This is a genomic window from Mesorhizobium sp. 01N446 (genome assembly GCF_056399285.1).
Genome location: NZ_JBFTRA010000001.1, coordinates 1036135 through 1060548, shown reverse-complemented (window position 1 = coordinate 1060548; position 24414 = coordinate 1036135). Strand labels below are relative to the sequence as shown.

General features: G+C 64.3%; 20 protein-coding genes and 1 pseudogene. 7 read left to right on the top strand and 14 right to left on the bottom strand.

Annotated elements, in window-relative coordinates; all coding sequences use genetic code 11:
• Positions 1-63 precede the first annotated feature (63 nt).
• The 4 genes from lpdA to AC1DPX_RS04965 form a co-directional block, all read right to left on the bottom strand.
• Entirely contained in the window at positions 64-1458 is a 1395-nt protein-coding gene (lpdA, locus tag AC1DPX_RS04980) for a dihydrolipoyl dehydrogenase (protein WP_477234995.1), read from the bottom strand.
• A gap of 195 nt (positions 1459-1653) precedes the next feature.
• Positions 1654-2982 carry a dihydrolipoamide acetyltransferase family protein gene (locus AC1DPX_RS04975; protein ID WP_477234993.1) on the bottom strand — a complete coding sequence of 443 codons (1329 nt, stop codon included), beginning with the start codon at positions 2980-2982 and terminating at the stop codon, positions 1654-1656.
• 1 nt (position 2983) lies between these two features.
• On the bottom strand, positions 2984-3997 hold the full coding sequence (locus AC1DPX_RS04970) for an alpha-ketoacid dehydrogenase subunit beta (protein ID WP_202357086.1): 1014 nt from the start codon (positions 3995-3997) through the stop codon (positions 2984-2986).
• A gap of 3 nt (positions 3998-4000) precedes the next feature.
• Positions 4001-5233 carry a 3-methyl-2-oxobutanoate dehydrogenase (2-methylpropanoyl-transferring) subunit alpha gene (locus AC1DPX_RS04965; RefSeq protein WP_202352136.1) on the bottom strand — a complete coding sequence of 411 codons (1233 nt, stop codon included), beginning with the start codon at positions 5231-5233 and terminating at the stop codon, positions 4001-4003.
• A 325-nt stretch (positions 5234-5558) separates the two neighbouring features.
• Here AC1DPX_RS04965 and holA point away from each other — a divergent pair, with 325 nt between their 5' ends.
• Complete coding sequence (gene holA, locus AC1DPX_RS04960; RefSeq protein WP_477234991.1) at positions 5559-6602, top strand: DNA polymerase III subunit delta; 1044 nt, start codon at positions 5559-5561, stop codon at positions 6600-6602.
• 82 nt (positions 6603-6684) lie between these two features.
• Here the strand turns inward: holA and AC1DPX_RS04955 are convergent.
• The 6 genes and pseudogenes from AC1DPX_RS04955 to mnmE all read right to left on the bottom strand — a co-directional run bounded on the left by AC1DPX_RS04955 (position 6685) and on the right by mnmE (position 13646).
• Positions 6685-7297 (bottom strand): annotated as a pseudogene (locus AC1DPX_RS04955) (DUF1326 domain-containing protein).
• A gap of 367 nt (positions 7298-7664) precedes the next feature.
• Positions 7665-8552, bottom strand: a complete 888-nt coding sequence (locus AC1DPX_RS04950; RefSeq protein ID WP_069090575.1) for a ParB/RepB/Spo0J family partition protein — start codon at positions 8550-8552, stop codon at positions 7665-7667.
• Positions 8553-8632: 80 nt separating this feature from the next.
• Positions 8633-9433: a ParA family protein gene (locus AC1DPX_RS04945; protein WP_202357082.1), complete on the bottom strand. Its 801-nt coding sequence runs from the start codon at positions 9431-9433 to the stop codon at positions 8633-8635.
• Between the two features lie 54 nt (positions 9434-9487).
• A complete protein-coding gene (rsmG, locus tag AC1DPX_RS04940; protein WP_477234989.1) occupies positions 9488-10120 on the bottom strand; it encodes a 16S rRNA (guanine(527)-N(7))-methyltransferase RsmG in 633 nt (210 codons plus the stop codon).
• Positions 10117-12006, bottom strand: a complete 1890-nt coding sequence (gene mnmG, locus AC1DPX_RS04935) for a tRNA uridine-5-carboxymethylaminomethyl(34) synthesis enzyme MnmG (protein ID WP_477234987.1) — start codon at positions 12004-12006, stop codon at positions 10117-10119. Before mnmG ends, rsmG begins: the two co-directional genes overlap by 4 nt.
• 308 nt (positions 12007-12314) lie before the next feature.
• Positions 12315-13646, bottom strand: coding sequence for a tRNA uridine-5-carboxymethylaminomethyl(34) synthesis GTPase MnmE (mnmE, locus tag AC1DPX_RS04930; protein WP_477234985.1), 1332 nt, complete (start codon positions 13644-13646; stop codon positions 12315-12317).
• 58 nt (positions 13647-13704) lie between these two features.
• Between mnmE and AC1DPX_RS04925 the strand changes: the two genes are divergently transcribed.
• Positions 13705-15723 (top strand): thioredoxin domain-containing protein, encoded by a 2019-nt coding sequence (locus tag AC1DPX_RS04925; protein ID WP_477234983.1) that lies wholly within the window; start codon positions 13705-13707, stop codon positions 15721-15723.
• 337 nt (positions 15724-16060) lie between these two features.
• Here AC1DPX_RS04925 and rho read toward each other — a convergent pair whose 3' ends face one another.
• The 3 genes from rho to hemE all read right to left on the bottom strand — a co-directional run bounded on the left by rho (position 16061) and on the right by hemE (position 19075).
• Positions 16061-17326 carry a transcription termination factor Rho gene (gene rho, locus AC1DPX_RS04920; RefSeq protein WP_019862177.1) on the bottom strand — a complete coding sequence of 422 codons (1266 nt, stop codon included), beginning with the start codon at positions 17324-17326 and terminating at the stop codon, positions 16061-16063.
• Between the two features lie 163 nt (positions 17327-17489).
• A complete protein-coding gene (gene hemJ, locus AC1DPX_RS04915; RefSeq protein ID WP_477234981.1) occupies positions 17490-18044 on the bottom strand; it encodes a protoporphyrinogen oxidase HemJ in 555 nt (184 codons plus the stop codon).
• The gene (gene hemE, locus AC1DPX_RS04910) at positions 18044-19075 is read right to left on the bottom strand and encodes a uroporphyrinogen decarboxylase (protein WP_202357076.1); all 1032 of its coding nucleotides are present in this window, start codon (positions 19073-19075) and stop codon (positions 18044-18046) included. The genes hemJ and hemE overlap by 1 nt, the downstream gene beginning before the upstream one ends.
• Positions 19076-19480: 405 nt before the next feature.
• Between hemE and AC1DPX_RS04905 the strand changes: the two genes are divergently transcribed.
• The 5 genes from AC1DPX_RS04905 to dnaQ all read left to right on the top strand — a co-directional run bounded on the left by AC1DPX_RS04905 (position 19481) and on the right by dnaQ (position 23461).
• Positions 19481-20302 carry a pyruvate, water dikinase regulatory protein gene (locus AC1DPX_RS04905; protein ID WP_477234979.1) on the top strand — a complete coding sequence of 274 codons (822 nt, stop codon included), beginning with the start codon at positions 19481-19483 and terminating at the stop codon, positions 20300-20302.
• Between the two features lie 275 nt (positions 20303-20577).
• Positions 20578-21177, top strand: coding sequence for a Maf-like protein (locus AC1DPX_RS04900; protein ID WP_477234977.1), 600 nt, complete (start codon positions 20578-20580; stop codon positions 21175-21177).
• Positions 21170-22012 (top strand): shikimate dehydrogenase, encoded by an 843-nt coding sequence (locus AC1DPX_RS04895; RefSeq protein WP_477234975.1) that lies wholly within the window; start codon positions 21170-21172, stop codon positions 22010-22012. Before AC1DPX_RS04900 ends, AC1DPX_RS04895 begins: the two co-directional genes overlap by 8 nt.
• Entirely contained in the window at positions 22009-22590 is a 582-nt protein-coding gene (gene coaE, locus AC1DPX_RS04890; protein ID WP_477234973.1) for a dephospho-CoA kinase, read from the top strand. The genes AC1DPX_RS04895 and coaE overlap by 4 nt, the downstream gene beginning before the upstream one ends.
• 145 nt (positions 22591-22735) lie before the next feature.
• A complete protein-coding gene (dnaQ, locus tag AC1DPX_RS04885) occupies positions 22736-23461 on the top strand; it encodes a DNA polymerase III subunit epsilon (RefSeq protein WP_477234971.1) in 726 nt (241 codons plus the stop codon).
• Here dnaQ and AC1DPX_RS04880 read toward each other — a convergent pair.
• Positions 23456-24409: an alpha/beta hydrolase gene (locus AC1DPX_RS04880; RefSeq protein ID WP_477234969.1), complete on the bottom strand. Its 954-nt coding sequence runs from the start codon at positions 24407-24409 to the stop codon at positions 23456-23458. The two genes, dnaQ and AC1DPX_RS04880, sit on opposite strands and share 6 nt — an antisense overlap.
• Positions 24410-24414: the final 5 nt, after the last annotated feature.

The following is a 24414-nucleotide window of genomic DNA, read 5'->3' as shown; positions in this document are numbered from 1 at the left end:
CAAGACCCCCACCCCGCTCCGCTTCGCGGATCGACCCTCCCCACAAGGGGGAGGGTAAGCGCTCTAAATATGCAGCGCGTGCCCGAGCGCCTTCAGCGCCGCTTCCTGGAACCCCTCGCCTTGTGTCGGGTGCGCGTGGATGGTGCCGGCGATATCCTCCAGCCGCGCGCCCATCTCGAGCGCCAGGCCAAACGCCGCCGACAGTTCCGACACGCCCTGCCCGACCGCCTGGATGCCGAGCACCAGATGGTTGTCCGCGCGCGCCACGACGCGCACGAACCCGTCCTCGCCGAGCCTGGTCATCGCCCGCCCATTGGCGGCGAACGGGAACAGGCCGATCTTGATCTCGCCCTGAGCCTTGGCTTCCTCCGGCGACAGCCCTGCCGTCACCAGTTCCGGGTCGGTGAAGCAGACGGCGGGGATTGAGCGCTTGTCCCAGCTGCGCTTGTGGCCGGCGACGATTTCCGCGACCATTTCGCCTTGCGCCATGGCGCGATGCGCCAGCATCGGCTCGCCGGTGACGTCGCCGATGGCGAAGATGCCGCGCATCGAGGTGCGGCACTGGTCGTCGATGCGGATGAATTTGCCCGCCCTGTCGAGATCGATCTGCTCGAGACCCCAGCCTTCCGTCACCGGCTTGCGGCCGACCGTCACCAGGATCCTGTCGGCGGTAACCTTGGCATTCTTGCCGTCCGCCGTCTCGACCAGCAGCGCGTCGCCCTTGGTCGACAATCCCTTGGCTTTGGCCCCGGTCATCACTTCGATGCCGAGCGCGGCGAGCCGCTTGACCACCGGCCGGGTCAGCTCGGCGTCATACTGAGCCAGCACGCGCGGCAAGGCCTCGACCACCGTCACGTCAGCGCCCATTTTCGCGAAGGCCATGCCGAGTTCGAGCCCGATATAGCCGCCACCGACAACCGCAAGCTTCTTCGGCACTTCGCTCAACGCCAGCGCGTCCGTGGACGAGATCACAGGCCCGCCAAAGGGCAGGAACGGCAGTTCGACCGGCGCCGAGCCGGTGGCGATGACGATGGTCTCGGCCCGGATCACCTGGCTTCCGGTCTCGGTCTCCACCTCCACGGTCTTGCCGTCGCGGAACGTCGCCCAGCCATGCACGGTCTTTACGCCGGCCTTCTTCAACAGCCCGGCGACGCCGCTGTTGAGCCGGCTGACAATGCCGTCCTTCCAGGCGACGGTCTTGCCGAGGTCGAGCGCGGGTGCGGCGACCGAGATGCCAAGCGGGCTCTTGCCGCCGGACATATGCGACACCTTTTCGAACTCCTCCGCCGCATGGATCAGCGCCTTGGACGGGATGCAGCCGACATTGAGACAGGTGCCACCCGGCTTGCCGGCCTCGACGATGACGGTATCGACGCCGAGCTGGCCGGCACGGATGGCGCAGACATAACCACCCGGACCAGCGCCGATGACGAGCAGCTTGCAGGAGATTTCTTTCATCTTGGCACGCTCATTTTGGTGAAGGCCCCTCATCCGGCCGCTTCGCGGCCACCTTCTCCCCGGTGGGGAGAAGAGACTGGCGCCGGCGTCGACGACCTCCTCTCCCCTCGGGGAGGTCGGATTGCCCCGAATTGCTCTTGGCAAGTCGGTCTTGGCAATCCGGGTGAGGGGGACCTTGCGACCGTTCTCATCGCCTCAATCCACGAAGATCAGCGCCGGCGTTTCCAGCAGCGCCTTGATGCGCTGCACGAACACCGCCGCGTCCCAGCCGTCGATCACCCGGTGGTCGAAGCTCGACGACAGGTTCATCATCTTGCGCGGGATGAACTGGGTGCCGTCCCACACCGGCCGCACCATCATCTTGTTGACGCCGATGATCGCCACTTCCGGATGGTTGATGACCGGCGTGGTCGCAATGCCGCCCATGGCGCCGAGCGAGGTGATGGTGATGGTCGAGCCCGAGAGCTCGTCGCGCGTCGCCGTGCCGGACTTGGCCGCCTCGGCCAGCCTGTTGACCTCGGCGCCGCAATCCCAGATGTCGCGCGCCTCGGCATGCTTGACGACAGGCACCACCAGCCCGGACGGCGTCTGCGCGGCGATGCCGATATGGATGCCGCCATGCTGGTGGATGATGCCGGCCTCGTCGTCGAACAGCGAATTGAGCTGCGGCTGGTCCGCGATCGCCTTGACCATCGCTCGCATCAGGAACGGTAGCAGCGTCAGCTTCGGCCTCTCTCCGCCACCCTTGGCCTGACGCTTCTCCTTGTTGAGCGCTGCGCGCAACTCCTCGAGTGCCGTGACGTCGATCTCCTCGACATAGGTGATGTGCGGGATGCGCGACTTGGCCAGCGTCATCTTCTCGGCGATCTTGCGCCGCAAGCCGACCACCTTGATGTCCTCGACCGCATCGTTGCGGGCAAGACCCGAAGCCTTGGCCACCTGCGGTCCGCGCGCCAGGAACGCTTCGATGTCCTCATGGCCGATGCGCCCGGCCGGACCGCTTCCCGCGACTTGTCTCAGATCGATGCCGGCCTCTTTCGCCCGCAGCCGCACGGCCGGCGACGCCAGCGGCTTTTCACCCTCCGGGCGCGGCGCGCCTGAGATGGACCTCTGACCGGTGCTTTTCGCGACGGCCGGGGCGGGTTTCGCCTCCGGGGCGGCGGCCTTTGGCGGGGTCTTCGCGGTTGGCGCAACGGTCTCGGGCTTCGGTGTCGGGAGTTTCGGCGGCGGCTCGGCGGCGACCGCTTCAGCCTCGCCACTCTGCGGCTTCACATTGCCCTCGCCCGCCACTTTCAGCCGCACGATCGGTGAGCCGATCGCCACCGTGTCGCCGATCTCGGCGCCCAGCCACAGGATCTCGCCATCGACGGGCGACGGGATCTCGACCGTCGCCTTGTCGGTCATCACGGCGGCAAGCACCGTGTCCTCGCGCACAATGTCGCCGACCTTGACGTGCCATTCGACGAGTTCGGCCTCGGCGACGCCTTCGCCGACATCGGGAAGCTTGATGATGTGTTCGCCCATCTTAAGCTCCCATGGTTTCAATCAGCGCGCGGCCGACGCGGGCAGGCCCCGGGAAATAGTCCCATTCCTGCGCGTGCGGATAGGGCGTGTCCCAGCCGGCGACCCGCGCCACCGGCGCCTCCAGATGATAAAAACAGTTTTCCTGCACCAGCGCCGACAGCTCGGCGCCGAAGCCCGAGGTCAGCGTCGCCTCATGCACGACGACGCAGCGCCCGGTCTTCTTGACCGAAGCGACGATTGTGTCGAGGTCGAGCGGCAACAGCGTTCTGAGATCAATGATCTCGGCGTCGATGCCGGTCTCCTCGGCCGCGGCCTGGGCGACATAAACCATGGTGCCGTAGGCGAGCACGGTAACCGCCGCGCCCGCCCTGCGGATCGCCGCCTTGCCGAGCGGCACGGTGTAGTGGCCGTCGGCGACCTCGCCGAGCTCATGCTTCGACCACGGCGTCACCGGCCGGTCGTGATGGCCGTCGAAGGGGCCGTTGTAGAGCCGCTTCGGCTCAAGGAAGATCACCGGATCAGGATCCTCGATCGCCGCGATCAGTAGCCCCTTGGCATCGTGCGGATTGGACGGCACCACGGTCTTCAAGCCGGAGACGTGGGTGAACAACGCTTCCGGGCTCTGGCTGTGCGTTTGGCCGCCGAAAATGCCGCCGCCGGTCGGCATGCGGACCACGATCGGGCAGGTGAAATCGCCGTTCGAACGGTAGCGCAGGCGTGCCGCTTCCTGGGTCAGCTGGTCGTAGGCCGGATACATGTAGTCGGCAAACTGAATTTCCACGCACGGCTTCAGGCCATAGGCCGCCATGCCGATGGCCGAGCCGACAATGCCGGATTCATTGATCGGCGCGTCGAAGCAGCGGCTCTTGCCGTATTTGGCCTGCAGGCCCTGCGTGCAGCGGAAGACGCCGCCGAAGAAACCGACATCCTCGCCGAACACGACGACTTTCTCGTCGCGCCCCATCGACACATCCATGGCGTCGCGGATGGCCTCGATCATGGTCCGTCTTGGCATGGCTCAGACTCCCGCCTGCTGGCGCTGGCGCCTGAGATGCGGCGGCATCTCGGCATAGAGGCCCTCGAACATGTCGCGTGTCGACGGCTTGCCGCCGGCATGCAGCGTGCCGTGGCTTTCCGCCTCTTTCTGCGCCGCGATCACCGTGTCGAGGATTTCCGCCTCGGCCTGTGCGTGCCGCTCATCCGACCAGACGCCGAGCCCGATCAGATGGTTCTTCAGCCGCACGATCGGATCGCCGAGCGGCCAGGCGTCGGATTCGGTCTTCGGCCGGTAGGCGGACGGATCGTCCGAGCTCGAATGCGCACCGGCGCGGTAGGTGACATATTCGACCAGCGTCGGCCCGAGATTCTTCCGCGCCCGCTCGGCCGCCCATTTGGCGACAGCATGGACGGCGAGATAGTCGTTGCCGTCGACGCGCAGCGACGGGATGCCGAAGCCGAGGCCTCGCGCCGCGAAGGTGCCGGAGCCGCCGCGTGCTATGCCTTGGAATGTCGAGATCGCCCACTGGTTGTTGACGACATTGAGCACGACTGGCGCCTTGTAGGTGGAGGCGAACACCAGGGCGGAGTGGAAATCGGATTCCGCCGTGGAGCCGTCGCCGATCCAGGCCGCCGCGATCTTGGAATCGTTCGAGATCGCCGAGGCCATCGCCCAGCCGACCGCCTGGATATATTGCGTCGCCAGATTGCCGGAGATGGAGAAGAAGCCGTGCTCCTTCGACGAATACATGATCGGCAGCTGCCGGCCCTTCAGCGGATCGGCCTCGTTGGAATAGATCTGGTTCATCATCGTGACCATCGGATAGCCGTCGGCGATGAGCAGCCCTGCCTGGCGATAAGTCGGGAAATTCATGTCGCCCGGCGCGAGCGCCTTGCGGAAGGCGCAGCTCACCGCCTCTTCGCCAAGATGCTGCATGTAGAAGGAGGTCTTGCCCTGGCGCTGCGCCATCTGCATGCGCGCATCGAAGGTCCGCAGCGTCATCATGTGGCGCAGGCCTTCCAGCAATTCCTCGCTGGACAGCAGCCCGGCCCAAGGCCCGACGGCCTCGCCATCGCGGTTCAACACACGGATAATGGAGAAGGCCATGTCGCGGATGGTGCGCGGATCGACATCGATGTCGGGGCGCGGCACCGAGCCGGCCGCCGCGAGGGTCACGTTGGAGAAATCAGGCGTGCCGCCCGGCCGCACTTCCGGCTCCGGAACGTGGAAACGCAACATCCCAGCATCGGCCATGACCTTCGTCCTCCAATGTTGCCTGGCCCCAATATCCCTAGCCAAGGATATTTGCACATCCGCGCGTCCAGTGCGAATTCGTCGAAGGTCATCGGACCGGCCGCGCCGGCCGACCCGGCCTCCCGCGCATGAGGATGGAGATATGTCCGCGAAATTTCTTGTCGATGTTGAGGGGAAGCGCGCAATTTGGCGCAAGGTTGCGCTTGGGTTTCCGCCAGATAAGGCGATTCACTTGTCGGGCGCTGGGGTTGATGCTGCCAATCTCCCCACGAGGGGGAGATCGAACTCTGTTCACGCCGCCGCCTTGCCATGCTAACCACCCGCCATGGCACAGAAGAAAGCTTTCGAGGTCGATTCCTGGCTCGCGCGGCCTGACGCGCGCTTCTCCATCGTCCTGCTTTATGGTCCCGATCGCGGCCTCGTCTCCGAGCGTGCGAAGGCCTTTGCCGAAAAGACCGGCCTGCCGCTCGACGATCCCTTTTCCGTGGTCCGATTGGAAGGCTCGGAGGTCGACCGCGACGAGGGCCGGCTGCTCGACGAGGCCCGCACCGTGCCGATGTTTTCCGACCGGCGCCTGCTCTGGGTGCGCAATGCCACCGGCCAGAAGGCGCTGGCCGAGGACGTCAAGGCGCTGACGGCGGAGCCCGCGCGCGATGCCATCATCCTGATCGAGGCCGGCGACCTGAAGAAGGGCGTCGGCCTGCGCGCCGTGGTCGAGGGCGCCGACAGCGCCATGGCGCTGCCTTGCTATGCCGACGAGGCCCGCGACATTGACACCGTGATCGACGATGAGCTGCGCAAGGCCGGCATGTCGATGACGCTGGAGGCGAGGCAAGCGCTGCGCCGCAATCTCGGCGGCGACCGGCTGGCTTCGCGCGGCGAGATCGAAAAGCTCATCCTCTACGCCCACGGCCAGAAGGAGATCGGCCTGGAGGATGTCAGGGCGACGTCAGGCGACGTGTCCGGCGCCTCCTTCGACGATGCCGTCGACGCGCTGCTCGAAGGCAAGGTCGGCGATTTCGACACCGCCTTCACCCGCCATTGCCAGTCCGGCGGCCCGCCCTTCCTGGTGCTGTCCTCGGCGATGCGGCAGTTGCAGCAGATCCAGGTCATGCGCGGCCAGATGGACTCCGCCGGGCGCAATGCCGCATCGGTCGTCGCCGGTGCACGCCCGCCGGTTTTCTTCTCGCGGCGCAAGCTGGTGGAGAAGGCGCTGGAGCGCTGGAGCAGCGAAGCCCTCAGCCGCGCGCTGACCCGGCTGCAGACCGCGGTGCTGCAGACGCGGCGGCGGCCGGACCTTTCGGTCGCGCTGGCGCGTCAGGCGCTGCTCGGCATCGCGGTGGAAAGCGCGAGGCTGGGGCAGCGTTAGAGCGTTTCACCGTTTCCGAGACCTCGCGGTTTCGTCATCCACGGGCGGAGCAAGGAGCGCAGCGACCCGCGCAGACCAACGACTACTCGCCAGACCAGTTGATCGGGGCGTAATGTCCGTTCCGGCCTGAATTGTCCCAGCTCATGCCCTGGTCGCTGAATGTACTGCCTTGCGACCCCATCGCCAAAGCGAGCCAGTCGGGATTGATGGGATGGCCGGTGGCCGCCCACATCTGCCCGTCCTCGCGCATTGTCGGCAGCGGCTCGACCGCCATCCGCATGACGCCCGCAATCGCCGCCGACCGCTTCTTGCCGTCTACCCGGTAGTCTATCGGCACCTTCCTGGCGCCGAGGTTGGTGGCGATCATGGGCGCCAACACCGCCGGCGGCGCCAGTGAAGATGGCGCCCAGCGCCTCTGTCTGCCTGTCATCGGCCCGTTCGTCTATATAGGCGGCAGCCGTCCAATTGCCGTTTGCCATCGGACCCGGCGTGTGAGCGACCATGGCGACACTGAGCCCATCCAGTGGAACGTCGCCGTAATTGCCCTTGTCGATATGAAAGGCCAGACCGACGTCGCAAAAGCCTTTCGTAGGCTTCGATGTCAGCTGTGCCTGGGTGGACAGCAGGCAAGGACAGACGACATCGCAGCTGCAGTTTTCGAAGTAACTTCCGGACAATTGCCAACGGACTGCCATTTGCACCTCCCGCTTTACGTCAGGCGCGTCGGCATATCGCTTTGGCGAGGCGGTGCCATTTCTCGACACGGCAGGAATGGCAAGCAGCCCTCGCCGCGATGGGCCGGCACGCCAGGGCAAATTATTTAAGCCATATCTAATATAGGTTACGCCGTTGGCCGGGAGTGTCAAGCCGCGCTGGCGGCGGTGCATCTTTCCTTCTCCCCTTGTGGGAGAAGGTGGATCGGCGCGCAGCGGCGAGGTCGGATGAGGGGTGTTCCAGCGGAGTGAGGCGTTGGCTTTCCCTGGAACACCCCTCATCCGACCTCGCTTCGCGAGGCCACCTTCTCCCGCAAGGGGAGAAGGGAAGTCGAAGTTCGCCGGCTAACTACCGCTCCTGCTTCAATCTCCGGCACAGCTCGTCCAGCTGCTCCAGCGACCGGTAGGACACCCGCAACTCGCCGCCCTTGCCCTTGTGATCGATGGCCACGATCATGCCGAGCGTATCGGTCATCAGCTTTTCCAGCGCCAGCGTGTCGGTGTCCTTTTCCGGCGCGGCCTGCGGCTGCTTCGGCTTGGCCGGCGTGGGGCCGGCCGGCATCTGCGCCAGCGCTTCGGCCTGGCGCACCGAAAGTCCTTCCTCGACGATGCGCTTGGCAAGGCCGGCCGGATCCTCCGCCGTCACCAGCGTGCGGGCGTGACCGGCCGACAGCGCGCCGTCGACCAGCATGTCGCGGATCACGTCCGGCAGCTTCAAAAGTCGCAGCGTATTGGCGACGTGGCTGCGGCTCTTGCCGATGACATTGCCGAGATCGGCCTGGGTGTAGCCGTGCTCGTCGATCAGTTGCTGATAGCCCAGCGCTTCCTCGACCGCATTGAGATCGGTGCGCTGGACGTTCTCGATGATCGCCAGCTCGAGCGCGGTGCGGTCGTTGACCTCGCGGATGATGACCGGAATCTCGGTCAGCCCGGCGCGCTGCGCCGCCCGCCAGCGCCGTTCGCCGGCAATGATCTCGTAGCGCCCCGCCTGCGTCGGCGACGGCCGCGCCACCACCGGCTGCACCACGCCATGTTCGCGGATCGACTGAGCGAGGTCGGTCAGTTCGGCGTCGCCAAAGTGCCGGCGTGGGTTCTTCGGGTTGGGGCTCACGAACTCGATCGGCACCTTGCCGTCGGCGCTCATGCCGGGCTTTTCCGGTGCCGCCGGGCGGTCGATCTCGCCGATCAGTGCCGCCAGGCCACGCCCGAGTCTTTTCCTCGAAAGGTCTTCGCTCATGTCTGTTCCGAGTCTATTTGGATAATCGTCTTTTGATCGTTTCGGTATCGAATCGGCTGTTAAGCATGCACCCGATTTAATCAAGCGGCGCGCAATTTACGCTCGCGGCGGATCACTTCCGAGGCCAGTTGCAGATAGGCCTGGCTGCCCGAGCATTTCAGATCGTAAAGGATCGCCGGCTTGCCGTAGGATGGCGCCTCCGACACCCGCACATTGCGCGGAATGACGGTTTCGTAGACCTTGTCGCCCATATGCTGGCGCACATCCTGCACCACCTGGTTGGCCAGATTGTTGCGGCCGTCATACATGGTCAGCACGATGCCCTGGATGGTGAGGTCCGGATTGATCGACCGGCGCACCTGCTCGACGGTTTCCAGCAACTGGCTGAGACCTTCCAGCGCGAAGAACTCGCATTGCAGCGGCACCAGCACCGAATCGGCCGCCGCCATCGAATTGAGCGTCAGAAGGTTGAGCGAGGGCGGGCAGTCGATCAGCACATAGCCGAAGGGCGCTCCGCGCTCGGTCGCGGCCCGCAGCGCATTGCGCAGCTTGAGCACGCGGTCCGGCGCCGAGGCTATCTCCATCTCGATGCCGAGCAGATCGAGCGTCGACGGCACGATCGAAAGGCCGGGAACGGCGGTCGGAATGGCCGCGGCTTCCAGCTCCAATTCGCCGGTCAGCACGTCGTAGGACGAGACGGTGCGATCCTTGCGGTCGATGCCGAGGCCGGTGCTGGCATTGCCTTGCGGGTCGAGGTCGACGATCAGCACCTTTTCGCCGATCGCGGCCAAAGCGGTGGCCAGGTTGATGGCGGTGGTGGTCTTGCCGACACCGCCCTTCTGGTTGGCTACGGTGATGATTCGAGGGCCGTTTTTCATCATGGGTCTATGCCAGAAATTCATTTTGGGTCGCCAAATAGCCCGACAGGTCGAAGATCAGACGGGTCGCAGGTTAGACAGTTCCAGGATGACGCCGTAGGGGTCCGTCACACTGGGATGTTCTACCAGATCGAAGGCCCACCGGTTAACGCTTTCTTGCACTTCGGCGCGATAATCCCGGCCTTTGTGGAACAGCCCGCGCGCGCCTGATATCAGCCACGGCGACGACAGATCCAACAGGACCGAAAGCGAGGCCAGGGCCCGCGCCGTGACGATTTGCGGTTGCGAAACAAGCGCATGGCTGTCCTCGATCCGGCGCGCCACGACCCGCGCCGGCAGGTTGAACTGGCCGATCACCGTCTGCAGGAACGAAGCCTTTTTGCGATTGCTTTCCACCAGATCGATGCTGGCGCCGTCGCGCTCGGCAAGCAGGAAAGCCATCACCAGGCCCGGAAATCCGCCGCCCGAACCGATGTCGACCCAATGCGTGGCATTTGGCTCTATGCGCGCCAGCTGTGCGCTGTCGAGAATATGGCGCTGCCAGACATCGCCTGCGGTCGACTGCGCGACGAGATTGATGCTGCGATTCCATTTCTGGAACATGGCTTCGAACGCCACCAGGCGATCGAATGTTTCACGTGAAACCGGGCCGGCGGCGTCCTGCAGGCTCTTCCAGGTGAAAGAGCTCACGCAACAACCCTTTGTACGCTCTGCGGCCTCTGCGCACTCTCATGATGCCGGACATGCGCGACAATGATCGCCAGCGCCGCCGGCGTCATGCCTTCCATCCGCTGGGCGTCAGCAATGGAGCGCGGCCGCCGCGCCTGCATCTTCTGCTTCAATTCATTGGACAGGCCGGGCACGCGGGCGAAATCGACCGTCTCCGGGATCAATCGGCTCTCTTCGTGCCGGATCAGCGCGACATCGCTCTTCTGCCGGTCAAGATAGACCGAATATTTCGCCTCCGTTTCGAGCCGCTCGGCCGTTTTGGCGTCGATCACCGCAAATCTCGGCTCAATTCTCGCCAGCCAGGCGATGTCGACGTCGGGATAGGCCAGCAGCTCATAGGCGGAGCGGCGCACGCCGTCCCGATTGATCTCCAACCCATGCCGCGCCGCCTCGTTCGGGGTCATCGCCACCGATCTGGCCAAATCCCGCGCCGCATCGAGCCGCTGCATGACATCGCCATAGCGCTGCAGGCGCTGCGCCGAAGCAATCCCCAGCCTCCCGGCGAGCGGCGTCAGCCGTTCATCGGCATTGTCGGCGCGCAGTGACAGCCGGAATTCGGCGCGCGAGGTGAACATGCGATAGGGTTCGCTGATGCCACGGCTGGTCAGGTCATCGACCATCACGCCGATATAGGCCTCTGTGCGGCTGAGCACGACCTGCTCACCGCCAGCCGCCAGCCGCGCGGCATTGAGCCCGGCGAGCAGGCCCTGGCCGGCCGCCTCCTCATACCCGGTCGTGCCGTTGATCTGCCCGGCGAGAAAGAGGCCGCCGACCCGCTTCGTCTCCAGCGTCTGGTGCAGCTCGCGCGGATCGACGTGATCATATTCAATGGCATAGCCAGGCTGCAGCATCACTGCCCGCTCCAGCCCCGGAATGGTCTTCAGTATGTCGAGCTGCACATCCTGCGGTAGCGAGGTCGAAATTCCATTGGGATAGACGGTATCGTCGTCGAGCCCTTCCGGCTCCAGAAAGATCTGGTGGCCGTCGCGGTCGCCGAACTTGACGATCTTGTCCTCGATCGACGGGCAATAGCGCGGCCCGACGCCTTCGATCGAACCGGAATACATGGCGGAGCGGCCGAGATTGGCGCGGATCAGCTCGTGCGTCGCCGTTGTCGTGCGGGTAATGCCGCACTCGATCTGCGGTGTCTCGATACGGTCGGTCATCAAGGAGAACGGCACGGGATCCTCATCCGCGGCCTGGCTTTCCAGCGAAACCCAGTCGATGGTCCTTCCGTCCAGCCGCGGCGGCGTGCCGGTCTTCAGCCGGCCGAGCTTGAAGCCGGCGCGGTCCATCGTTGCCGACAGGCCAAGGCTCGCCTGCTCGTTCATACGGCCAGCCACGATCTTTTTCTCGCCAATATGAATGAGCCCGCGCAGGAAGGTGCCTGTCGTCAGCACCACGGCACCGCAGGCCAGCCTGCGGCCGCCGGCCAGGAGAACGGCAGCGATCCGTCCCTCGACGATCTCGAAATCCAGCACCTCGCCTTCGACCACGTCCAGATCGTTCTGCTGCCGAATCGCTTCTTGCATGGCAAGGCGATACAGCTTCCTGTCGGCCTGCGTGCGCGGCCCGCGCACCGCCGGCCCCTTGCGCCGATTGAGCAAACGAAACTGGATGCCAGCGGCATCCGCCACCCGCCCCATCAGCCCGTCCATGGCATCGATCTCACGGACCAGGTGCCCCTTGCCGAGCCCGCCGATCGCCGGATTGCACGACATCACCCCGATCGTGTCGAAGCGCAGCGTCACCAGCGCGGTTTTGGCGCCGGCGCGCGCGGCGGCACTGGCCGCCTCGCATCCTGCATGGCCGCCGCCCACCACAACCACATCATAGTGATCGGTCATTTCAAAACTTCCTGGATTCAAAAGATTGACGGACACATGTCCCCGCGGGGCCAAGCTGTCAAGAAAACTTCGCAGCAAGTTTCACGTGAAACACGGTGAGGCCCCGTTCGGCGGATGTTTCACGTGAGTCATGGCCGCTCCGATTGTTTCACGTGAGTCACGCCACGGAGTGCCGAGGCGTTCATCCACGGGCAGAGCAGCCACGAAGTAGCGCGGCGGATTCCCGAGGATGACCAGGGGTTGACGCCGCCACCAATCATCAACCGAGGACCCAAGCCTCTCCCACTCAAGTCATTGTTTCACGTGAATCATTTCCCGATGCAGAACTGCGAAAAGATCACATCGAGCATATCCTCGGCATCGATCGCACCCACGATCCGGCCCAGGCGATCCGCCGCCAGCCGCAACTCCTCCGCGCGCAGTTCATGGCCCGCAGTGCCATCGTCGGTGGCGCGAGCCAGATGGCGATTCGTCTCGCTGAGCAGTTCGACATGGCGCAGGCGCGACGGCAGGACATCGCCGACATCATCGGCCGCCTCCGCCGCGCGCCGGCCGATTTCTGCCATCAGCGCCTCAACACCGGTCCCGCTTACAACTGAAATGACGAGGTCGTAGCGATCGGCCGACTCCCGGCCCGCCCCTTCGTCCAGCAGGTCAAGCTTGGTGCCGACACGCAGCAGAGGTGCCGTGCTCGGCAACGGCCCGATGTCTCCGGGAGACAACATGTCTTCCAGCAGCAGCAAGAGATCAGCGCGATCAGCCTTGGCACGCGCCTTCTCGATGCCGATCGCCTCGACCTTGCCCGGCGCCTCGCGCAGCCCCGCCGTATCCGTCAGCCTGACGCGCAGGCCGCCGAGATCCAGCGTCACCTCGAGCAGGTCACGGGTCGTGCCCGGTTCATCCGTTACAATAGCTGCATCGCGCCGCGCCAAGGCGTTGAACAGACTCGACTTGCCGGCATTCGGCGCGCCAAGAATCACCACCTCGAAGCCGTCGCGGATGATTTCGGCGGCGTGAAATCCAGCGATGTGACGATCGATCTCGCCGATCATCGCGCCGACATCCGACCAGATCGTATCCGACACGGATCCCGGCACGTCGTCCTCATCGGCGAAGTCGATCTCGGCCTCGATCATTGCCCGCGCATGGATCAGCCGGCGACGCCAACCCATATACAGATCGCTCTGGACGCCCTCGGCATTGCGGATCGCGAAGCGCCGCTGCGCCTCGGTCTCGGCATTGACCAGATCAGCCAGCGCCTCGGTCTCGACCAGGTCGACCTTGCCGTTGAGAAAGGCGCGGCGCGTGAATTCGCCTGCTTCCGCGTGCCTGACGCCTTCAAAACCGGCGATGACCTCCAACATCCTGGCCACGACGGCGCGTCCGCCATGGACATGGAATTCCGCGACATCCTCACCGGTGAAGCTGGCCGGACCGGGAAAGAAGACAACCAGGCCGCTGTCGAGCACGGTTCCATCCGGCGCCCTGAGCTTGCGCAGAACCGCAGCTCGCTCCTTAACCATGCCGCCGGCGATCGTTTCGACGACGAATCGAGTCTGTGGGCCCGAAATACGCAGCACCGCGACACCGGCTGGAAGCCGGCCGCTCGACAGCGCAACGATTGAATCGCCTGAAATCATTTGCCCGCTCTGTTGAACCGCCCTAGCCTCGCGCCTTCAGGACAACCGAGTTGCCATTGTGACATTGCCCGCGCAAAACCTGCTTGCCGACGAAGCCAGCCCCTATCTGCAGCAGCACAGCGGCAATCCCGTCCATTGGCGGGCCTGGTCGCCGGCTTCGCTCGAAGAAGCAAGGACGCTCGATCGCCCGATCCTGCTCTCTGTCGGCTACGCCGCCTGCCACTGGTGCCATGTCATGGCGCATGAAAGCTTCGAGAATGACGGCGTCGCCGCCGTCATGAACCGTCTGTTCGTCAATATCAAGGTCGACCGCGAAGAGCGTCCCGACATCGACCAGATCTATATGGCCGCGCTCTCCTCGATGGGCGAGCAAGGCGGCTGGCCGCTGACCATGTTCCTGACGCCGGACGGCAAGCCATTCTGGGGCGGCACCTATTTTCCGCGTGAGGCGCGCTATGGCCGCCCGGGCTTCATTCAGGTGATGGAAGCGGTCGACAAGGCCTGGCGCGAGAAGCGCGACAGCCTGCACCAGAGCGCCGACGGCCTGACCAGCCATGTCGAGGCGCGTCTTTCCGGCACGCATGCCAAACAAAACCTCGACCGCGGCACGCTCACCGACCTCGCCGGCCGCATCGACGGCATGATCGACCGCGATCTCGGCGGCTTAAGCGGCGCGCCGAAATTCCCCAACGCGCCGTTCATGCTGACGCTGTGGCTGTCCTGGCTGCGCGACGGCAACACTTCCCACCGCGACGATGTGCTCGTCAGCCTTGAACGCATGCTGGGCGGCGGCATCTATGATCATATTGGCGGCGGGCTCAGCCGATACTCCACCGATGCCGAATGGCTGGTGCCGCATTTCGAGAAGATGCTCTACGACAATGCCGAGCTGATCCGCTTCTGCAATTGGGCTTTTGCGGCAAGCGGCAATGATTTGTTCCGGGTACGAATCGAAGAGACCATCGACTGGCTGCTGCGTGAAATGCGCGTCGCCGGCGGTGCCTTCGCCGCCAGCCTCGATGCCGACAGCGATGGCGAGGAGGGGCTGTTCTACACCTGGAGCAGGCAAGAGATCGAAACCGTTCTTGGTGACGATTCGCCATTGTTTTTCAAATACTTCACGCTTTCCAGCCCGCATGGCTGGGAGGGCAAGCCCGTCATCCATCAGACCCGCGCCCAGCAAGCCCAAGGCGTGGCAGATCGCGCGAAGCTCATCCCGCTCAAGGCCAGGCTTCTTGCGGCCCGTGAAGAGCGGGTGAGGCCAGGCCTCGACGCAAAAACCCTCACCGACTGGAACGGCCTGATGATCGCCGCACTCGCCGAGGCCGGCCGCTCGCTCAGCCGACCCGACTGGACCGAGGCCGCGGCGAAAGCCTTTGTCCATATCTCGGGAGCCAGCCGCGACGGCCGCTTGCCGCATTCCATGCTCGGCGCCAGAAAACTGTTCCCCGCTTTGTCGATCGACTATGCCGCCATGGCCAATGCCACGATCTCTTTGTTCGAGGCGTCGGGCGACTGGAGCTATGTCGATCAGGCCAAGCAATTCATCGAGCAGCTCGACCATTGGCACGCCGACGACGCCGGCACAGGCTACTACCTGACCGCCTCGGACAGCACCGACGTGCCGATCCGCATCAGGGGCGATGTCGACGAGGCCATCTCCTCAGCCACCAGCCAGATCATCCAGGCGCTAACGCGGCTTGCCTCCATCACCGGCGATCTCGAATTGCAGGAGAAAGCCTGGAAGATCGCCGAGCACGCGGCAGGCCGGGCGGCGCACCAAGCCTATGGCCAGGCCGGCATCGTCAACGCCTGCGCGCTCGCCATCGAGCCGCTGAAACTGGTCATCGTCGATGACCTGGAGGATCCAAAGCTCGTTCCGGTTGCGAATCGATGCCCCGACCCGCGTCGCGTCGACATTGTCGTCGCAATTGGTTCGGAAACGAATCGACCCTTGCTCCCCGGCGGGATTCTGCCGCCGGCCGACAGATCGGGTGCTTGGCTCTGCACCGGGCAGGTCTGTCTGCCGGTGGTGACGGATGCTGGGGAACTTGAAGGTCTATTGCTTCGTAGGTAGGCAACCAAGCCGACTGTTCCTGCCCCACCTGTCAAACGTTCGCGCTGCCCCTCACCTGCCTGCCGGCATCCTTTCCCCGTATAGTGACGGGGAGAGGGAAGCTGTTATCGAGGGTTTCGCCAATCGCCGGCGTCGTCGAAGAAAGACGCCCGCTCGGATACTGCCTCTTTCTCCCCGTCTTTATACGGGGAGAAATGCCCGGCAGGGCAATGAGGGGCGGCGCCGACTTATGCGATTTGCCGCAAGGGGGCCGCCGACCTAACCCAGGCAAAGAAAACCCCCATCCCGGTTTCCCGGAATGGAGCTCTATACAGATCCGGAAGCTTCGGACCGACCCTTACGTATTCATCGAATCGAAGAAATCCGCATTGGTCTTGGTCTGCTTGAGCTTGTCGATAAGGAACTCGATCGCATCGGTGGTTCCCATCGGCGCGAGAATCCGGCGCAGCACGAAGATCTTCTGCAGGTCCTGACGCGGCACCAGCAGGTCCTCCTTGCGGGTACCGGATTTGAGGATGTCCATGGCCGGATAGATGCGCTTGTCGGCGACCTTGCGGTCGAGCACGATTTCCGAATTGCCGGTGCCCTTGAACTCTTCGAAGATGACTTCGTCCATGCGGCTGCCGGTGTCGATCAGCGCGGTGGCGATGATGGTCAGCGAACCGCCTTCCTCGATGTTACGGGCCGCACCGAAGAAGCGCTTCGGCCGCTGCAGCGCGTTGGCGTCGACACCGCCGGTCAGCACCTTGCCGGATGACGGCACAACGGTGTTGTAGGCGCGGCCGAGGCGGGTGATGGAATCGAGCAGGATGACGACGTCGCGGCCATGTTCGACCAGGCGCTTGGCCTTTTCGATGACCATTTCGGCGACCTGGACGTGCCGCACCGCCGGTTCGTCGAAGGTCGAAGAGACGACTTCGCCCTTCACCGAGCGCTGCATGTCGGTCACTTCTTCCGGCCGCTCGTCGATCAGAAGCACGATCAGATAGCATTCCGGATGGTTGGTGGTGATGGAGTGGGCGATGTTCTGCAAAAGCACCGTCTTGCCGGTGCGCGGCTGCGCGACGATCAAAGCGCGCTGGCCTTTGCCGAGCGGCGCCACCAGGTCGATGACGCGCGGCGAGATGTCCTTGGAGGTCGGAACCTCCATTTCCATCTTCAGCCGCGAGGTCGGGTAAAGCGGCGTCAGATTGTCGAAATGGATCTTGTGGCGGATCTTCTCGGGATCGTCGAAATTGATGGTGTTGACCTTGAGCAGCGCGAAATAGCGCTCGCCCTCTTTAGGGCTGCGGATCGGCCCTTCGACCGTGTCGCCGGTCTTCAGCGAAAAACGCCGGATCTGCGACGGCGAAATATAGATGTCGTCGGGACCTGGCAGGTAATTGGCGTTGGCCGAGCGCAGGAAGCCGAACCCGTCCTGAAGCACTTCGACCACGCCATCGCCGATGATTTCGACGTCCTGGGCGGCCAGTTTCTTCAGGATCGCGAACATCAGCTCCTGCTTGCGCATGACGCTGGCGTTCTCCACCTCGAGCGATTCGGCATAAGCGATCAGCTCTGGCGGTTTCTTGTTCTTGAATTCGGTAAGTTTCATTTCTTGCATAGACGGACTCTGGGTGAGCTTTGGGAAAAAATATCGGCGGGATGCGACAAATGCCGGGCGCGGCCGAAAACAATGAGGGGCGGCGCATGACGGGAAGGAAGACCCGTCTTTTATCGTCGGTCGGGGGAAAGAGCAAGCCGCGTTTTAAAAGGCCTGATCGGCCTCAGAACGGCTTGACGACAACCAGGATCACGATGGCGATCATCAGCAATGTGGGGACCTCGTTGACGATCCGCCAGTGCCTCGCCGGCTTTTCGTTGCCATCTCTAGCGAATTTACGTACCGCGCCGGCCAGATAGCCATGAACGGCGGACATCAGCAGCACCAGGCCGATCTTGGCATGCAGCCAGCCGCCCTGGAATCCGAAGATTTTCCAGGCGAGCCACAGGCCGAACACCCAGGTGACGATCATCGCCGGATTGATGATGCCGCGCAGCAGGCGCCGCTCCATCACCTTGAAGGTCTCCGACTGCACCGAGCCCTTCTCGGCATCGACATGGTAGACGAACAGCCGCGGCAGATAGAGCATGCCGGCCATCCACGAGATGACGGCGAGGATATGGATCGCCTTTGCCCAGGGATAGAAGCTCTCCGGCGCGACGAAAAACAGAAGCGCCGTCGCCACGATCAGCACAACGATGCTGACGACCATGCGCATCATCGCCTGGCCCGTGCTGTTGGTGTTGCCAGTGTCCTTCGTGTTGTTTGACTGAGCCATCAGCGTGTCGCGCTCCTCACCTGCTTCACCATCGCCTCGACATGCGCGATCGGCGTCTCCGGCGTGATGCCATGGCCGAGATTGAAGATCAGCGGTCCGTCTCCCAGCGCTTGCAGGATCGTCTCGACGCCATCCGACAGCGCCTTGCCGCCAGCCACGAGGCGCAAGGGATCGAGATTGCCCTGGACCGCACCTGAGCGCTGCAAGTCCTTCGCCGCCGCCAGAGGCACCGTCCAGTCGATCCCCAGCCCCGTCACGCCGGTCTTCTGGCGATAGGTCCGGTAGCGCGCGCCGGCGCCCTTGGGAAAACCGATGATGGGAACATCGGGATGGACAGCCCTTACCTGCCTGACGATCTCGGCCACCGGCCAGACGCAGAACTGGTCGAACGACGCATCGTCGAGCACGCCGGACCAGGAATCGAAAATCTGCACCACATCCGCGCCGGCTTCTATCTGGCGGATCAGATAGGCCGCCGAATGATCGGCCAGCACTTTCAAGAGATGTTGGAACGCCGCCGGCTCGCGATAAGCGAACAGCCGTGCCGGTGCCTGGTCGGGCGTTCCATGGCCGGCAATCATGTAGGTCGCCACCGTCCACGGCGCGCCGCAGAAGCCGATCAGCGTGGTCTCGTCAGGCAGTTTTGTCCGCAACCGGCGAACCGTCTCGTAGACCGGTTCGAGATTCACGTGAAACACATCGCCTTCCAGAGCCATGATCTCGTCAACCGAGATCGGCGTCAAAAGCGGTCCTCTTCCCTCTTCGAAGCGCACGTCACGGCCAAGCGCATGCGGAACGACAAGGATGTCGGAGAACAGGATCGATGCGTCGAAGCCGAAGCGCTCGATCGGCTGCAGCGTCACTTCCACCGCAAGGTCTGGATCATAGCAGAGGTCGAGGAAGGAACCGGCGCGCCGGCGTGTTTCACGATACTCCGGCAGATAACGTCCAGCCTGGCGCATCATCCAGAGCGGAGGCGGAAAATGAGCCTCGCCCTTCAGGACGTCCAGCATGATCCGGCTTTTGGGCATCGAGCGCTTACCCTCTCCCAGCCTCCCTATAATCAAAGATTCTTATATCTAAGATTCTTCTGATTCTAAGAGTCTGTTGGTTGTGGTGGTTGTCACCTGTCCCGCTTCACCAGTCAAAAAGCCAGCAAGCATATTGTCGCGCGCTTCGTTCTCCCGGCTGCAGGGTTCTGGGGATAGTTTGGAATCCACCATCGGAGTCAACGTCTTAAGGAGCTACGGAAAAAGTCCGCCCTGTGGATGGCCGAAAGGCAAAAGAGACCGTCCCCAGACTTGTCCCCAGCCGGCCGGCGAAGCTGACAGAGGACCGAATTGTGGACAAACTGCCATCTGATACAGTCGCCTCCGACCGGCCGCTCTTTCTGTCCCGGTTTATCCACATCCGCCCACAGCCTGGAGGCATCCCCTGTGAACAAACCCCAGAGCTTCTTTCACCTGCACCTGATTTCCGACGCGACCGGCGAAACGCTGCTCGCCGCCGGCCGGGCGGCTTCGGCGCAATACAAGGACGCGCGGGCGATCGAGCACATCTACCCGCTCATCCGCACCGAAAAGCAGGTGGCCAAGGTGTTCGAGGACATAGAGGAGGAGCCGGGCATCATTCTCTATACGGTCGTCGACCAGAAGCTGGCGCGCGGCATCGACGAGCGCTGCGCGGCCATGGGCCTGCCTTGCGTATCGGTGCTGGAGCCGGTGCTCACCGTCTTCCAGTCGTATCTCGGCACGCCGGCCGGCCGGCGCGTCGGCGCCCAGCACGTTCTCGATGCCGAATATTTCCGCCGCATCGATGCGCTCAACTTCACCATGGACCATGATGACGGCCAGCTGCCGGCCAATATGGACGATGCCGATGTCGTGCTGATCGGCATTTCCAGGACGTCGAAGACGCCGACCAGCATCTACCTCGCCAACCGTGGCATCAAGACCGCCAACATCCCGATCGTGCTCGGCGTGCCGGTGCCGGAAAGCCTGGTCAGCGCCTCGAAGCCGTTGATCGTTGGGCTGATCGCCACCGCCGAGCGCATCTCGCATGTCCGCCAGAACCGCATCCTCGGCAACAGCAGCACCTACGTGCCGACCGACTATGTCGACCGCGCCGCCATCAACGAGGAGCTCGCCTATGCCCGCCAGATCTGCACCCGCCACGGCTGGCCGATGATCGACGTCAGCCGCCGCTCGATCGAGGAAACGGCGGCGGCGATCGTTGCCCTGCGGGGGAAGAACAGATAATTGAACGAGGAGTGCGTTTTCCGAGACTTCTTTGCGGAAACTCGGCGCCGCCCCTCACCTGCCTGCCGGCATCCTCTCCCCGTATAGGGACGGGGAGAGGGGCGCTGTCATAGAAGGTTTCGCCAATCACCAGCGTAGCCGAAAAAAAGCGCCCGCGCCGATGCTGCCCCTTTCTCCCCGTCTCCATACGGGGAGAAATGTCCGGCAGGTGAGGGGCGGCGCCAACGTTGCAGATTGAAACCCATACCGCGCCTGTGTCTGCGCCGAGTGCTAAAATGACCGAAAAAATCATCCTCGCCTCAGGCAGTCCGTTCCGCAAGGCGATGCTTCTCAATGCCGGGCTCGACGTCGAGGCGGTGCCGGCCGATGTCGACGAGCGCGCGCTCGAGGCGCCGTTGCAGGATAGCGGCGTTTCGCCGGAGGATGTCGCCTTGGTGCTGGCCGAGGCCAAGGCCACCGAGGTCAGCGAGCGCCGGCCCGGTGCGCTGGTGCTCGGCTGCGACCAGACGCTGTCGCTCGGCGACGAGGTGTTCCACAAGCCGGCCGACATGGAGGGCGCGCGCCGTCATCTCCTGGCGCTGTCGGGCAAGACCCATCAGCTCAACAGCGCCGCGGTGCTTGTGCGCGACGGCAAGGTGCTGTGGCGCCATGTCGGCATCGCCGGCATGACCATGCGCAAGCTCGACCCCGGCTTCATCGGCCGCCATCTCGCCCGCGTCGGCGCCAAGGCGCTGACCAGTGTCGGCGCCTACCAGATCGAGGGCGAAGGCATCCAGCTGTTCGAGAAGATCGAGGGCGACCATTTCACCATTGTCGGCCTGCCGCTTTTGCCGCTGCTGGCGGAACTGCGCACGCTGGGGGCCATCGATGGCTGAGGCAATGAAAAAGGCCTTCGTCACCGGGCATCCGATCAAGCATTCGCGCTCGCCGAAGATCCATGGCCACTGGCTGGCAAAACATGGCATCGACGGCAGCTACGAAGCGATCGACGTGGCGCAGCAGGATTTTGCCGCATTCATAGCGGCTTTGCCGGCAAACGGGTTTCGCGGCGGCAATGTCACCATCCCGCACAAGGAGGCCGCCTTCGCGCTGGCCCATCGCCGCGACCAGGCGGCCGAGGAGATCGGCGCCGTCAACACGCTTTGGTTTGAGGACGGTGTCCTGTGGGGCGGCAACACCGATGGTCACGGCTTTGCCGCCAATCTCGATGATTGCGCGCCGGGCTGGGCGAACACGGGACCCGCCGTCGTGCTCGGCGCCGGCGGCGCATCCCGCGCGGTCATCCAGGCGCTGAAGCAACGCGGCGTCGGCGATATCAGAATCGTCAACCGAACGCTCGCCCGGGCGCAGGAATTGCGCGATCGTTTCGGCGCCGGCGTCTCCGCGCACGGCACGGCGGCGACCGACGAATTGCTGGCCGACGCCGGCCTGCTGGTCAACACCACCGCGCTCGGCATGGTCGGCAATGAAGGCCTGGCTGCCGATCCGGCCTTGTTGCCGGACCACGCCATCGTCACCGACATCGTCTACGTGCCGCTTGAAACGCCACTGCTTGCCGCCGCGCGCGCCAGGGGGCTGAAGACGGTCGACGGGCTCGGCATGCTGCTCAACCAGGCCGTGCCCGGCTTCGAACACTGGTTCGGCATCAGGCCGCAGGTCACGGCGGAGCTCCGCGCACTCATCGTTGCCGATCTGGTGCCGAAACCATGATCGTGCTCGGTCTCACCGGCTCAATCGGCATGGGCAAGTCGACGACGGCAAAAATGTTCGCCGAGGCAGGCGTACCGGTCCACGATTCCGACGAGGCGGTGCATCGCCTCTATGCGGGCGCGGCGGCGCCTTTGGTCGAGGCCGCCTTTCCCGGCACCACGGTTGGCGGTGTGGTCGACCGGGCAAAGCTCGGCGCCCGCGTGCTTGGCGACGCCGCTGCGCTGAAGCGGCTGGAGGCGATCATCCACCCGCTGGTCCGCGCCGATGCCGACGCCTTCCTGGCCAGGCATCGTAACGCTGGCGAATCGATCGCCGTGCTCGACATTCCGCTGCTGTTCGAAACCGGCGGCCGTGGCCGCGTCGACAAGGTCGTCGTCGTCACAGCGCCCGCCGAAGTGCAGCGCCAGCGCGTGCTGGCGCGGCCCGGCATGAGCGAAGAAAAACTGGCGGCGATCCTGGCCAAGCAGGTGCCGGATGAGGAGAAGCGCCGGCTGGCGGATTTCGTTGTCGATACCAGCCAGGGGATGGACGCGGCGCGTGCCCAGGTCAAAGCCATCGTTGCGGAATTGGTCGGGTAGACAAGCTTGGCCCCGACATCGCTTTGGCGCTCGACTGACCGATCTCGGCAGCTCAAACCTGTGGCGATTGTGCTAGGTAACGCCGTTCCCCATTGCCATTTTGTTCCGCTGTCCCGATTCTGCCCCCTTAGGAGCGACTGATTCGATGCGCGAGATCATCTTCGACACGGAAACCACCGGCCTTGATTCGCGCGACGACCGCGTCATCGAGCTGGGCGGCGTCGAGCTGGTCAACCGGTTCCCGACCGGCAGGACGTTCCACCACTACATCAACCCGCAGGGCCGGGCGATCCATGAGGAGGCGCAGGCGGTGCACGGCATCAGCGCGGCCGACCTCGCGGGCAAGCCGACCTTCGCCGAGATTGCGCAGGAATGGCTCGACTTCACCGACGGCGCCAAGCTGGTCGCGCACAACGCCACGTTCGACATCGGCTTCCTCAATGTCGAATTCGGCCGGCTCGGCCATCCCGTCGTCGATCCCGGCCGCGTCGTCGACACGCTGGCGCTGGCGCGCCGCAAGCATCCGATGGGCCCGAATTCACTCGATGCACTCTGCCGGCGCTACGGCATCGACAACACCAAGCGCACCAAGCACGGCGCGCTGCTCGATTCCGAATTGCTGGCCGAGGTCTATATCGAGCTGATCGGCGGCAAGCAGGCCGCGCTCATCCTCGACAGCGCCACCGCGCCGGCACAGGGCGAGAATATCAGGCACATCGAGATCATCGTTGCCGAGCGCCCGAGGCCGCTGCTGCCGCGCCTGACCGAAGCCGAGCGCGCGGCGCACGCCGCCATGGTCGCCACGCTTGGTGAAAAGGCGCTGTGGCTGAAGGCCAATTCATCCGAAGCAAGCGCTGCGGCATCCTCATAAATACGGCCACTCGCCCTTTCCCAGCACTGCCACCGCAGCAATGATCCGCGCGAACGCCTGGGCGGCAGCGGGCACTGTGGTGCGGGCGCGCAAAAAACTGTGCACGAGACGGGGCTCCTCATGCCACCACGCCTTGCCGCCGGCCGCAACGATGCGGTCGCGGTAGGTTTGGCCATCCGACGACAGCGGGTCGCACTCGGCTGAGATGATCACCGTCGGCGGCAGGCCGGAAAAATCGACGTCGCGCAGCGGTGAGAAGGTCGGGTCGTCGGGCGATTGTCGCTTGGCCGAGCGGACGTCGCGGTAGAAGGCGATGTCGGCGACGGACAGCAGGGGCGCCTCGGCATGTTCGACATAGGAGCCGGCGCCCTCGTCGCCGCCGAGACCGGGATAGATCAGCACCTGGCCGACCGCCGTGCGGGCATGCCGGCGCGTCGCCTGCGCCACGGCCGCGGCAAGATTGCCGCCGGCGCTCTCGCCGCACAGCACCAGCGGCAGGCCCGATGTCACCGCCGCCCACGCGAAAGCGGCCATCGCATCGTCGAAAGCGGCGGGATGGACATGCTCGGGCGCCAGCCGGTAGTCGACCGACACCACGTCGAAGCCGGTGCCGGCGCAGATCTCGGCGCAGATGTCGTCATGGCTGTCGAGGTTACCCAGGATGAAACCGCCGCCGTGGAAATAGACCACCATGGCGCCCGGGGCCTTGCCGGTTAGCTGATAGTGGCGGATCGGAATGCCGTGACCAGACGCCGCGACCAGGCCGTCGCTGGCCCTGACCCCCGGCGGGCGGCCTCGGTGGAAGGCCCGGCACATGCGGTCATAGACTTCGCGCTGCTTGTCGATCGGCAGGCCGATGATTTCGGGCGGGTACCAGGCGTTGACGCTGTCTATATAGGCCCACAGCGCCGGGTCGAGCCGTGTTTCATATTTGCCGCGGCCGCTCATGTCGC

Bases quoted from the DNA above. Each gene is read 5' to 3' on its own strand.
- AC1DPX_RS04970 (WP_202357086.1), bottom strand. From the start codon at position 3,997: ATGCCAAGACGGACCATGATCGAGGCCATCCGCGACGCCATGGATGTG.
- mnmE (WP_477234985.1), bottom strand. From the start codon at position 13,646: ATGATTTCAGGCGATTCAATCGTTGCGCTGTCGAGCGGCCGGCTTCCA.
- AC1DPX_RS04975 (WP_477234993.1), bottom strand. From the start codon at position 2,982: ATGGGCGAACACATCATCAAGCTTCCCGATGTCGGCGAAGGCGTCGCC.
- dnaQ (WP_477234971.1), top strand. From the start codon at position 22,736: ATGCGCGAGATCATCTTCGACACGGAAACCACCGGCCTTGATTCGCGC.
- lpdA (WP_477234995.1), bottom strand. From the start codon at position 1,458: ATGAAAGAAATCTCCTGCAAGCTGCTCGTCATCGGCGCTGGTCCGGGT.
- rho (WP_019862177.1), bottom strand. From the start codon at position 17,326: ATGCAAGAAATGAAACTTACCGAATTCAAGAACAAGAAACCGCCAGAG.
- AC1DPX_RS04945 (WP_202357082.1), bottom strand. From the start codon at position 9,433: ATGATGAAAAACGGCCCTCGAATCATCACCGTAGCCAACCAGAAGGGC.
- hemJ (WP_477234981.1), bottom strand. From the start codon at position 18,044: ATGGCTCAGTCAAACAACACGAAGGACACTGGCAACACCAACAGCACG.
- holA (WP_477234991.1), top strand. From the start codon at position 5,559: ATGGCACAGAAGAAAGCTTTCGAGGTCGATTCCTGGCTCGCGCGGCCT.
- AC1DPX_RS04880 (WP_477234969.1), bottom strand. From the start codon at position 24,409: ATGAGCGGCCGCGGCAAATATGAAACACGGCTCGACCCGGCGCTGTGG.
- mnmG (WP_477234987.1), bottom strand. From the start codon at position 12,006: ATGACCGATCACTATGATGTGGTTGTGGTGGGCGGCGGCCATGCAGGA.
- hemE (WP_202357076.1), bottom strand. From the start codon at position 19,075: ATGCCCAAAAGCCGGATCATGCTGGACGTCCTGAAGGGCGAGGCTCAT.
- AC1DPX_RS04950 (WP_069090575.1), bottom strand. From the start codon at position 8,552: ATGAGCGAAGACCTTTCGAGGAAAAGACTCGGGCGTGGCCTGGCGGCA.
- AC1DPX_RS04965 (WP_202352136.1), bottom strand. From the start codon at position 5,233: ATGGCCGATGCTGGGATGTTGCGTTTCCACGTTCCGGAGCCGGAAGTG.
- coaE (WP_477234973.1), top strand. From the start codon at position 22,009: ATGATCGTGCTCGGTCTCACCGGCTCAATCGGCATGGGCAAGTCGACG.
- AC1DPX_RS04900 (WP_477234977.1), top strand. From the start codon at position 20,578: ATGACCGAAAAAATCATCCTCGCCTCAGGCAGTCCGTTCCGCAAGGCG.
- AC1DPX_RS04895 (WP_477234975.1), top strand. From the start codon at position 21,170: ATGGCTGAGGCAATGAAAAAGGCCTTCGTCACCGGGCATCCGATCAAG.